Here is a 12,222-nt window from a genome sequence, read left to right as displayed (position 1 = left end):
TTTATTTTACTCAGCGTGTAACTCCAGCTATGACGCTCTCCCGTCGGTCGTTCGGACAGACACCGACGATCCTCGCCGTCGAACCCGCCGACTCCGACGCCCTGGACCCGCTGAGCGATCTCGACCGGTTCGCCGTTCGATCGGTCACAGAGCCGCTCACGGCCGACCAGATCGACGCCGGTGTCGTCTGTGTGGTCGCCGCCGAATCCGGGCGTTCGAGCGTCGACCCCAGAGCGGTCTCGACCGCCGACGGCGTCCCCTGGATCACCGTCTCCGAGACCTACGACGCCGACGAGGCGGCCGCGACCGCTGCCGCAGGCGGTATCTACCTCCACCGCTCGACGATATCGCGTGCGTCGTTCGTCGAGACGGTCCGGGACGTGGCTCGTCGGGGCGAAGCCAACTCCGCGACCCGCCTCCAGACTGACGCCTTCGAGCAGTTGCTCGACGCTCACGACGGATCGCCCTTCGTCAAGAACCGCGCCGGACAGTACGTCGCGGCCGCTGGCGACGGCGAGCTGGACCCGGAACTGCTGTACGGCCGCACCGACGCGGACCTCGCGAGCGAGCGCGACGGCGCGTCCCACGTGTCCGAACGCGCCCACGACCGAACGCAGTCGGTCCTCGACACCGGGGAACCGATCGTCGGAGCCGTCGAACAACACGACACCGGCGAATCTGCTCGCTGGATCGAGCGCACGATCCTCCCCTGGACGGACGGGGCAGGCGAACTGCGCGGCGTCGTGGGCTGGGCGCGCGACGTGTCCGAGTGGGAGCGCGAGCGCCGGGAGATGCAGCGCCGGATCGACCAGCTCGAACGCTTCACCGGCTTCGTAACCCACGACCTGCGGTCGCCCCTCCAGGTCGCCGACGGCTATCTCGAACTGGCCCGAGCGGGCGACCAGGCGGCCCTCGACCGCGTGGAGAACGCCAACCGCCGGATGCAGGAACTCATCAGCGACTTCGAGACCCTGGTCGGCGGCGCACACGACGGCGACCCACACTACACGCGACTGGCCGACATGGCCCGTGACGTGTGGGCGGTCGTCGCACGGGAGTCGTCGACGCTGCGGATCGATCTCCTCGACGAGACGATCGTCAACGCCGAACGGTCCGCGCTGCGTCCGATCCTGGAGAACCTCTTCACCAACGCGATCGATCACGGGGGATCGGACGTGACCGTCTGGCTGGGTGCGCTGGCGGACGGCTTCTACGTCGCAGACGACGGTCCCGGTATCCCGGAGGCAGAGCGCGCCAAGGTGTTCGAAGCCGGCTTCACGACAGCCGAGGACGGCACGGGCACGGGGCTGGCGATCGTCGCCGACGCCGCCGACCGACTGAACTGGGAGGTCGGCGTCGAGGCCAGCCGAGCCGGCGGCGCGAAGATCGCACTCCGGAACTGCATGATGGCGACCGATCCGTCACGCCACGCGCCGGCCGACGCGACCTACGACCTCACGGACGCTCGCGACGTCGGCAGCGTGGCCCTCGCGGGGAGCGTGAGCGAGGACGGCGACGAGTGGGTCGTGACCGGTGGCGGTGGCGACGGCGAGCGCGGCGGGTTCTACTACGTCTACACGAGCGTCGCCGGGCCGATCAGCGTCCGTGCCCGCCTCGCCGACTTCGAAGCGGCCGGACACGACAGCGAGGCCGGACTGACCGTCAGGGACGACGCCGGTGACGGCGCGCCGTACGGCTCCGTCGGCCGAACGCCGGACGACGAAGTGGAGACCTGCTGGCGACAGACGCGGAGTGCGACGCCGATCAGCCAGCGTCTCGGTTCGGGCGTGGCAGACGCTCGCTGGCTCCGTCTGGATCGCATCGACGACAGCCTCACCTGTTACGTCTCCCGCGACGGCCGGGGCTGGCGGACGATCGACCAGCGCCCGCTCTCGTTGTCCGACCCGATCACGCTGGGGCTGGCGGTCCACAGCGGGGTCGCTCGGGATCGGGCGACGGCAGCGTTCGACAACGTCTCGATCCGCCGGATCGCTCCCGACGAGTGGTGACGCCGCCGTCTCCCCGTTTCGTCCGGACGGGGCGTCGTCGAACTGTTCGACGCTGCCCCGACGGACGGCTGCGGTCGCTTCGCCGGTTACCGCGCGGCGATGATCACTCGTCTGTCGGGCCGACCACTTCGTCGAGCGCCCGAAAGTACTCGTCGCGGGGCACCTGATACTCGTCTCTGTAGTCGATCCGGCCGGCGTCGAAGTCGTCTGCGAGCGACACTGCGGCGTCGATCGCCGCCGCCCGATCGTCGTACCGATCGGTGCCACAGTCGACGTCGGGTTCGAGGTACAGCGTGACGAACCAGTCGTGGCCGACGCGTTCGCCACCGGGGCGACGGCCCCGTTTGCCACGCGTCACGTAGATCGTCGGCAGACACGCCGCCGGCAACGACCCTCCGTCGAACACGTCCGGCCGGTACGCGAGCACGATCCGCCCTCGCTCCTCGTTCCAGCGTTCCCAGGCCGGGTTCAGCGCGTCGAGTCCCATGCTCGGTCGACGGCCGCCCCGGAGAAAGGTCCGACGATCGCTCGTCGGGTGACGAGCGTGGCGGTGATTCCCGAGCGTCCCAGACGACCCACGAGGGTCGACCTACTTACGTAATCGTACTTTCTCGATGACAAATATTGGAATTAATGGCGACTCTGGTGGCGATCGAGACAAGGATTATATGTCTGTATCACCCATACGTTAAATAGTATCGGAAACGGTTCGATCAGCGATATGGTACCAATGCCCAGAACGGCGGTGTTCGTTTCGGTCATTGGTACGCATACACATGGCACGAAAAAACAACAGACGCCCGGACCGCCGGTCCGAGCGTTCCAGTACTGTTGACCCGAACGGTTCCCGAGACACCGGTTCCGGCACGGCTGACGGCGTCGTCAGCGTTCGACCACACGCTGTGATAGTATGACAGGCACCAAAGAATCACTCGAGGAGCTGAGCAGAGAGTACCAGGATTCCATTCCGGCGGATCTCCGGACGACTCACTCGTTCGACTGGTACCTCGACGAGCTGTACGACCACCCCACGATCGCTCGCAACGCCCACCAGCGCGTCGCCGACATGTTCGACTACTACGGCACCGAGTACGACGAAGATGCCGGCGTCGTCGAGTACAAGCTCGCCTCCGAAGACCCGATCAACGACGGCGAGAACACCTTCTACGGACGTGTCGTCCACGAGGCGATGCACGAGTTCGTCAACAAGGTCAAGTCGGGGGCACGCGGGCTGGGGCCAGAGAAGCGCATCAAGCTGTTGCTGGGACCGGTCGGCTCCGGAAAGTCCGACTTCGACCGGCAGATCCGACGGTACTTCGAGGACTACACGCTCCGGGACGACGGCCGGATGTACACGTTCCGGTGGACGAACCTCTGTGACGTGATCGACGATCAGGACCCGGCCGACGACGTGGTCCGATCGCCGATGAACCAGGACCCGATCGTCCTGCTGCCACAGAAACAGCGCGACCGCGTCATCGAGGACATCAACGAGGAGCTGGACGCTCCCTACACGATCCGCAACGAGCAGTCGCTCGATCCGGCCAGCGAGTTCTACATGGATCGGTTGCTCGCCCACTACGACGACGACCTCGAATCGGTCCTGGACAACCACGTCGAGATCGTCCGCTTCATCGCCGACGAGAACCAGCGCCAGGGGATCGAGACGTTCGAACCCAAGGACAAGAAAAACCAGGACGAGACCGAGCTGACCGGCGACGTGAACTACTCGAAGATCGCGATCTACGGCGAGAGCGACCCGCGGGCCTTCGACTACTCCGGGGCGTTCTGCAACGCCAACCGCGGTATCTTCTCCGGCGAGGAGCTGTTGAAGCTCCAGCGAGAGTTCCTCTATGACTTCCTGCACGCGACCCAGGAACAGACGATCAAGCCAAAGAACAACCCTCGCATCGACATCGACCAGGTGATCGTCGGCCGGACGAACATGCCCGAGTACCGGGACAAGAAGGGCGACGAGAAGATGGAGGCGTTCAACGACCGGACCAAGCGCATCGACTTCCCGTACGTGCTGGGCTACGAGGACGAGGCAAGGATCTACCGGAAGATGCTGCGCAACGCCGACCTTCCGGACATCCAGGTCGAACCCCACACTCTGGAGATGGCCGGTCTGTTCGGTGTCCTCACCCGGATCGAGGAACCGGACTCAGAGACCGTCGACATGCTCCAGAAGGCCAAAGCCTACAACGGCGAGATCGGCGAGGCCGAGGACGTGGACGTGAAGAAACTGCGCGAGGAGGCCGCCGAGACGGCCGACATCGGCGAGGGGATGGACGGCGTCTCGCCGCGGTTCATCGGCGACGAGATCGCCGAGGCGATCATGGATTCGATGCACCGCAGCCGGCAGTTCCTCTCGCCGCTGACGACGTTCAATCACCTCGAAGGAAATCTGGAGAACCACGGATCGATCCCCGAAGAGGAGTTCTCGACGTACTACCGCTACCTCGAACTCGTCCGCGAGGAGTACAAGCAGCGAGCGATCGAGGACGTGCGCCACGCGCTGGCCTACGACATCGACGAGATCCAGCGCCAGGGCGAGAAGTACATGGACCACGTCATGGCCTACATCGACGACGACACCGTCGAGGACGATCTCACCGGCCGCGAGCAAGAGCCAGACGAGCAGTTCCTGCGCGGCGTCGAGGAGAAACTCGACCTGCCAGAAGACCGCAAGGACGACTTCCGCCAGGAAGTGAGCAACTGGGTCTCGCGGCGCGCACGCGAAGGGGATACGTTCAACCCACAGGACAATGACCGCCTGCGTCGCGCCCTGGAGCGCAAGCTCTGGGAGGACAAGAAACACAACATCAACTTCTCCGCGCTGGTCTCCAGCGGCGAGATGGACGACGACGAGCGCAACGAGTGGATCGACGCGCTGATCGAGCAGGGCTACTCCGAGGAAGGGGCCAAGGAGGTGCTGGAGTTCGCCGGTGCGGAGGTCGCCAAAAGCGAGATGGAAGAGTGATGAGCGGCGAGGACTACATCGGTCGGGCCAACGAGGCACTCGACAGCACCTACGAGGAGCCCGTGAGCCTCGCGGCCTTCCTCGATCGACTGTTCGAACGGCCTGCACTGGCCTCCCACGCCTCGAAGTACCTGCTCGACGCCATCGAGGACGCCGGCACCCGAACCGTCATCGAAGAGGGCGAGCGAAAGGATCGCTATCGGTTCTTCGACGATCCCCACAACGACGGCGAGCACGCCATCCTGGGCAACACCGAGGTGTTGAACAAGCTCGTCGACGACCTGCGATCGATCGCGGCGGGCCGGGGCAAAGACGAGAAGATCATCTGGCTCGAAGGCCCGACGGCCACCGGGAAATCGGAGCTCAAACGCTGTCTCATCAACGGGCTCCGCGAGTACTCCCGAACCGACGAGGGGCGGCGCTACACCGTCGAGTGGAACGTCGCCGGAGCCGGCGGGAGCGACCGGACGCTCACCTACGGCGACGACCCCGTGGCCGACGAGGACGACTGGTACGAGAGCCCGGTCCAGGTCAATCCGCTCACGGTGTTCCCACAGGACGTGCGTCGCGATCTCCTCGCGGCGCTCAACGAGCGCCTCGACGACCACGTCACGCTGCGCTTGGAGGGCGACCTCGATCCGTTCTCGCGAGAGGCCTACGAGTTCCTCGAAGAGCAGTACCGCCGCGAGGGGGTCGAGGACCTCTTCTCTGCGGTCACGAGCCCGGAACATCTCCGGGTGAAGAACTTCGTCGTCGACGTGGGCGACGGCATCGGCGTCCTCCACTCCGAAGACGAGGGCTCGCCCAAGGAGCGACTCGTCGGCTCGTGGATGCACGGAATGCTGCGAGAACTGGACTCTCGCGGGCGCAAGAACCCGCAGGCGTTCTCCTACGACGGCGTGCTCTCGCAGGGCAACGGCCTGCTGACTATCGTCGAGGACGCGGCCCAGCACGCGGACCTGCTCCAGAAACTGCTGAACGTCCCCGACGAGGGCCACGTCAAACTGGACAAGGGCATCGGGATGGACATCGACACGCAGCTGATCATCATCTCGAACCCCGACCTCGAAGCCCAGCTCAATCAGCACGCCGACCGCGAGGGACAGGACCCGCTGAAGGCACTCAAGCGCCGCCTCGACAAACACGAGTTCACGTACCTGACGAACCTCTCGCTGGAGGCAGAGCTCCTCCGTCGCGAACTCACCAACGAGACGACGGTGTGGCAGGCCGACTCCTGGGAGGAACTGGAGACGTGGATCCAGGAACCACTCACGGTCGCCGTCCGGGACAGTGCGAACGACGTGACCGACGTGGAGCTGGCTCCCCACACCCTCGAAGCGGCGGCGATGTACGCGATCGTCTCCAGACTCGACGCGACGGACCTGCCGGGCGGACTCGACCTCGTCGACAAGGCGTTGCTGTTCGACCGTGGCTACCTCCGGGAGGGCGACGACCGGATCGCGGCCGAGGAGTTCGACTTCTCCGACGCCGCCGCCGACGGTGAGGGCGGGATCCCCGTGACGTTCACGCGGGACGTGATCGCGGACCTACTGCACGAACCACAGGACCGCCACCACGCCGAGTTACCGGTCGAACGGGTTCTCATGCCGCGAGACGTGCTCAACCGGATGGCCGAACAGCTCGACAGCGCCCCGGTGTTCTCGCCGACCGAGGCCAGCGAGTTCGAGGAGCGCGTGGTGCCGGTCAAGAACCACGTCTTCGCCGAACAGGAACGGGACGTGCTCGATGCGATCATGCGAGACAAGCGCGTCGACGAGTCGACCGTCGAGGAGTACGTCGAACACGTCTACGCCTGGGAGTCCGACGAGCAAATCGAGAACGAACGCGGCGAGTACGAGGAGCCGGACCCGCTGAAGATGAAGGTGTTCGAGATCGAGCACCTCGGCCGCTTCGCGGAGGACAACTACGACGGCAACGAGCCCGACGACGCCGTCAGGTCGTTCCGGACCGAGAAGATCATCACGGCGCTGAACCGCCACGCCTGGCAGTCCCGCGACGAGACGTTCCGCGTCGGCGACGTGAACCCCAAGGAGATCCCCGTCATCCAGACGGTGCTCGGGAGCCACGACTGGGCCGACGTACGGCGGGCCTACGAGGACTTCGACCCGCGCCAGTGGGACAACCCACCGAGCGGGACCGAGACGGCCGATCTGAAGGAGACGACGATCGAGAACATGCGCGACCTCTTCGACTACAGCGCGGCGTCGGCGGAGCTGACGAGTCGCCACGTCATGAGCCAGGTGAGTTACAAATGGGACTGAGAGACGACCTCGAACGGTACCGCGAAGTCGGCGAGCAACGCCGGCAGGACCTCGCCGAGTTCATCCAGTACGGCGACCTCGGCCAGAGCCGCCAGGACTCGGTGAAGATCCCGATCAAGATCGTCGATCTCCCCGAGTTCGAGTACGACCAGCGAGACATGGGCGGCGTCGGTCAGGGCCAGGACGGCCAGCCCCAGCCCGGTGATCCGGTAGGCCAGCCCCAGCCAGACGACGACGGCGACGAGGACGGCGAGCCCGGCGAGGACGGCGGCGACCACGAGTACTACGAGATGGATCCCGAGGAGTTCGCCCAGGAACTGGACGAGCAACTCGGACTCGATCTCGAACCGAAGGGCAAGCAGGTGATCGAGGAGGTCGAGGGCGACTTCACCGACATCACCAGGTCTGGCCCCTCCTCGACGCTGGACTTCGAGCGGCTGTTCAAACAGGGGCTCAAGCGAAAGCTCGCGATGGACTTCGACGAGGCGTTCGTCCGCGAGGCGCTGAAAGTCGACGGCTGGGGGCCAGCGACCGTCTTCGAGTGGGCCCGCGAGCAACACATCCCCGTCTCGAAGGCCTGGATCGAGGAGGCCTACGCCGAGTTGCCGGCCGACGAGAAGACGGTCTGGGACAGCATCGACGAGATGACCGACGCGGTCGACCGGGAGAGTACCGCCAACCGGATCCGACGGGAGGGCGTCGACCAGATCCCGTTCCGGCGGGAAGACGAGCGATACCGCTACCCGGAGATCGAGGAGGAGCGCGAGAAGAACGTCGTCGTCGTCAACATCCGGGACGTGTCCGGGTCGATGCGCCAGAAGAAACGAGAACTGGTCGAGCGGACCTTCACGCCGCTGGACTGGTACCTCCAGGGCAAGTACGACCACGCCGAGTTCGTCTACATCGCCCACGACGCCGACGCCTGGGAGGTCGATCGCGACGAGTTCTTCGGCATCCGCTCTGGCGGCGGCACTCGCATCTCCAGCGCCTACGAAGTGGCGCTCGACCGTCTCGAAGAAGCCTATCCCTGGAGCGACTGGAACCGCTACGTGTTCGCAGCCGGCGACTCGGAGAACTCCTCGAACGACACCGAGGAACACGTCATCCCACTGATGGAGGAGATCCCGGCGAACCTCCACGCCTACGTCGAGACCCAGCCGTCGGGCAACGCGATCAACGCGACCCACGCCGAGGAAGTGGAGCGTCACTTCCGCGGGACCGACGACGTGGCCGTGGCCTACGTCTCCAGCCCGGAGGACGTGACCGACGCGATCTACGAGATCCTGAGTACGGAGGACGAATCATGAGTACCGACGACCACATCCGCAAACAGCGCGTCGCCGCCGAACTCGAAACGTCAGTCGACGAGGCGGCGAATCTGGCGAAGAAACTCGGTTTGACCCCCTACCCCGTCAACTACTGGATCGTCGACTACGACGAGATGAACGAGCTGATCGCCTACGGGGGGTTCCAGCAGCGGTACCCACACTGGCGGTGGGGAATGGCCTACGACCGCCAGCAAAAGCAGGGACAGTTCCTCGGCGGGAAGGCCTTCGAGATCGTCAACAACGACAACCCTGCCCACGCCTTCCTCCAGGAGTCCAACGAGCTGGCCGACCAGAAGGCCGTCATCACCCACGTCGAGGCGCACGCCGACTTCTTCGCGAACAACGACTGGTTCGGACTGTTCGCAGACGATCCCGAGGCCGCGGCGATGCTGGGACGCCACGCCGAGACGATCGAGGAATACATGCAAGACCCCGAGATCGACCGCGCCGAGGTCGAGAAGTGGATCGACCACGTCCTCTGTCTGGAAGACAACATCGACCAGCACCAGCCCTACGCGCCCGTCGACGGCGAGGATCGGCCCGACGAGGAGGATCTGGCGGAAGTAGCCGACCAGCTCGGCGATCTCGAACTCTCCGAGGAAGTCCGCCGCCAGGTGTTCACCGAGGAGTGGCTCGACGCCCAGCGCGAGGACGACGAGCCGATCACGTTCCCCGAAGAGCCACAGAAAGACGTCCTCGCGTTCCTCCAGACCCACGGGATGCAGTACGACGCCGACGGCGAGAAGGCCGTCGAGATGGCGGACTGGCAGTCGGACGTACTGGAGATGCTCCGCCGGGAGGCCTACTACTTCGCTCCCCAGAAGATGACGAAGGTGATGAACGAGGGATGGGCGAGCTATTGGGAGTCTGTCATGATGGCGGGAGAGCAGTTCGCCAGCGCCGACGAGTTCGTCCTCTACGCCGACCACATGTCGAAAGTCCTCGGGTCGGGCGGGCTCAACCCCTACAAGCTCGGCCTCGAACTGTGGACGTACCTCGAAAACAGCGAGAACCGTCGGGAAGTCGTCGAGCGACTGCTCCGCGTCGAGGACGTGACCTGGCGGAACTTCCACGACGTGATCGACTTCGAGCGGGTCCAGGACCTGATCGCGCCCGATCCAGCGGTGACCGACGTGCCCGCCAGCCTCGACGACCTCGACCCCGACGATCCGCGGGTCGACGCCGACGCGCTCGCTCGCGCCCGCGACGGCGAGATCGACGTCGAGACCTACCCGTGGAAGGTCCTGACCGAAGCGGGGATGGCCGAACGCCACTACTCGCTGGTCAAGCCACAGTACCGCGGGTTCGTCTCGCGCATCAGCCAGTCAGAGCTGGAGCGCATCTCGCGGTACATGTTCGACGACGCCCGGTACGAGAGCGTGGCCGACGCCCTCGCGGACGTCGACTACGCTCGGGGCTGGGAGCGGATGCGCGAGGTTCGCGAGAGCCACAACGACGTGACCTTCCTCGACGAGTTCCTCACCCAGGAGTTCGTCGACGAACACGACTACTTCACCTACGAGTACACCCACTCCTCGGGTGACTTCCGTGCGACCTCGACGGCCGCCGAAGACGTGAAAAAGAAGCTGATGTTGCAGTTCACCAACTTCGGCAAGCCGACGATCACCGTCGCCGACGGCAACTACCGCAACCGCAACGAACTCCTCTTGACCCACCAGTACAACGGCGTCCTACTGGACCTCGAACAGGCCACGGAGACGCTAAAACGCGTCTTCGAACTCTGGGGACGGCCGGTCAATCTCCTGACCATCGACAAGGAGTTCGACGAACACGACGTGGAGGTCGCGCGGCGACGCGACCAGGAACCCGAGCCCGAGGAGATCGGCAAGCGCCTGCGATACGACGGCGAGGAGGTCACGATGCAGGAGGTCGACTGGTCCGAGGTCGAACACCTAGACGCCGACGACATCGACTACGACACCAAGCCCGACGAGTGGCTGTCGTAGCGGTCCGGGTCACGACGAGTCTCCGCGAGATCGTCCTTCTTCGTGCAGTTTTCCACCAGTTCGGCCGACCGGACACCTACGCTGTTATCCATTGGTACCAGGCCGCTAGCGGCCGTTGGCTGTGGTATGAGTACCGTTCTCGTCTGGTTCCGCCGTGATCTGCGCTGTCACGACAACGCGACGCTGCGACGTGCCGTCGCCGAGGCCGACACCGTCGTGCCGCTGTACTGTCTCCCGGACCGACTGACCGGCGAGGGGATGTTCGGGCTCGAAAAGGTCGGCCCCCATCGGGCGCAGTTCCTGATCGAGAGCCTCGCGGACCTGCGCGAGTCGTTGCGGGACCGGGACGGCGAACTGTACGTTCGCAGCGGCGACCCCGGAACGGTCGTCCCCGAGGCCGCCGCGGAGTTCGACGCCGACGCGGTCTACTGGCAGGCGCTTCCGGGTCCCGAAGAGCGAGCCGAAGCGGGCAGCGTTCGGGCGGGGCTGGCCGACGCCGGGATCGGCTTCGAGACGTTCTGGACGCACACGCTGTACCACCGCGAGGATCTCCCCAGGCCGCCAGACGAGATCGAGGACACCTTCACGCCGTGGAAGGACCGAACCGAAGCGAAGGCGACCGTCCGACCGCCCAAACCGGCCCCGGAGTGGGTACACGCCCCCGACGGCGGCCGTCGCGCCACCAGCGGTGCCGACGATCTCCCCACGCTCGCGGAGTTCGGCTTCGACGAGGACGAGGCGGCAGTCGACGACCGCGGCGTTCTCGACTGGACCGGCGGCGAGACGGCGGGGCTGGATCGAGTCGCGACGTACGTCTGGGAGCGCGACTGCCTGCGGGAGTACCGCGAGACGCGCAACGGGCTCGTGGGTGCCGACTACTCCTCGAAGTTCTCGCCGTGGCTCTCCCTTGGCTGTCTCTCGCCACGCCGGATCCACCGCGAGGTCGAGCAGTACGAGACCGACCGGGTGGCCAACGACTCGACGTACTGGCTCGTCTTCGAACTGACCTGGCGGGACTTCTTCCAGTACCAGCTCGCGAAGTACGGTGCGAAGTGGTTCCTGCCCGGCGGCATCCGTGAGCGGGACGACATTCGCTGGCGGCGCGACCGCGAGCAGTTCGAGCGCTGGACGCGTGGCGAGACGGGGATTCCGTTCGTCGACGCCAACGTGCGCGAGCTGAACGCGACGGGCTACATGAGCAATCGCGGTCGCCAGAACGTCGCCTCGTTTCTCTCGAACAACCTCCGGATCGACTGGCGGCTCGGGGCGGCCTACTTCGAGTCGCGGCTGGTCGACTACGACGTGGCCTCGAACTGGTGTAACTGGGCGTATCAGTCACAGGTCGGCAACGACTCGCGAGACAACTACTTCGAGATCGTCGGGCAGGCGACACACTACGACCCCGAGGGGGCGTACGTCACTCGCTGGTGTCCAGAACTGTCGGCACTCCCACCAGAGTACGTCCACGAGCCCTGGACGATGAGCGAGCGCGAGCAGGCCCACCACGGCGTCGAACTGGGAATCGACTACCCCGCGCCGATGATCGACCTCGAAGCGTCGTACGAGAAGCTCCGGTGACGGCCGCCGTCGAGCCAACTCGAACTGACAGTGTTTGATGGATCGTCGTCGCTCCTGACCGGATCAACTGCCCCA

Annotated in this window: 7 protein-coding genes; 6 read left to right on the top strand and 1 reads right to left on the bottom strand. The window is 65.4% G+C overall.

All coding sequences use genetic code 11. From position 1 onward, the window contains the following. The first annotated feature begins 29 nt into the window (after positions 1-29). Complete coding sequence (locus ACAH01_RS09625) at positions 30-2,009, top strand: ATP-binding protein (protein WP_372479026.1); 1,980 nt, start codon at positions 30-32, stop codon at positions 2,007-2,009. A 103-nt stretch (positions 2,010-2,112) separates the two neighbouring features. On the opposite strand, the gene ACAH01_RS09620 is transcribed toward ACAH01_RS09625, so the two are convergent. Next, a complete protein-coding gene (locus ACAH01_RS09620; protein WP_170094213.1) occupies positions 2,113-2,496 on the bottom strand; it encodes a DUF5820 family protein in 384 nt (127 codons plus the stop codon). A 423-nt stretch (positions 2,497-2,919) separates the two neighbouring features. Between ACAH01_RS09620 and ACAH01_RS09615 the strand changes: the two genes are divergently transcribed. The 5 genes from ACAH01_RS09615 to ACAH01_RS09595 all read left to right on the top strand — a co-directional run bounded on the left by ACAH01_RS09615 (position 2,920) and on the right by ACAH01_RS09595 (position 12,147). After that, positions 2,920-4,992 (top strand): PrkA family serine protein kinase, encoded by a 2,073-nt coding sequence (locus ACAH01_RS09615; protein ID WP_372479025.1) that lies wholly within the window; start codon positions 2,920-2,922, stop codon positions 4,990-4,992. Continuing rightward, positions 4,992-7,274: a PrkA family serine protein kinase gene (locus ACAH01_RS09610; RefSeq protein ID WP_372479024.1), complete on the top strand. Its 2,283-nt coding sequence runs from the start codon at positions 4,992-4,994 to the stop codon at positions 7,272-7,274. Before ACAH01_RS09615 ends, ACAH01_RS09610 begins: the two co-directional genes overlap by 1 nt. Next, on the top strand, positions 7,265-8,581 hold the full coding sequence (locus ACAH01_RS09605; protein WP_170094216.1) for a YeaH/YhbH family protein: 1,317 nt from the start codon (positions 7,265-7,267) through the stop codon (positions 8,579-8,581). The genes ACAH01_RS09610 and ACAH01_RS09605 overlap by 10 nt, the downstream gene beginning before the upstream one ends. Continuing rightward, a complete protein-coding gene (locus ACAH01_RS09600) occupies positions 8,578-10,569 on the top strand; it encodes a SpoVR family protein (RefSeq protein WP_372479023.1) in 1,992 nt (663 codons plus the stop codon). Before ACAH01_RS09605 ends, ACAH01_RS09600 begins: the two co-directional genes overlap by 4 nt. A 126-nt stretch (positions 10,570-10,695) precedes the next feature. After that, positions 10,696-12,147 (top strand): DASH family cryptochrome, encoded by a 1,452-nt coding sequence (locus tag ACAH01_RS09595; RefSeq protein WP_372479022.1) that lies wholly within the window; start codon positions 10,696-10,698, stop codon positions 12,145-12,147. Positions 12,148-12,222 lie beyond the last annotated feature (75 nt).

Origin of the sequence: Halomicrobium sp. HM KBTZ05 (assembly GCF_041530035.1) — an archaeon.
Taxonomy (GTDB): domain Archaea; phylum Halobacteriota; class Halobacteria; order Halobacteriales; family Haloarculaceae; genus Halomicrobium.
Note: the sequence above shows the minus strand (reverse complement) of the source record. Positions and strands in the feature narration are given on the sequence as shown.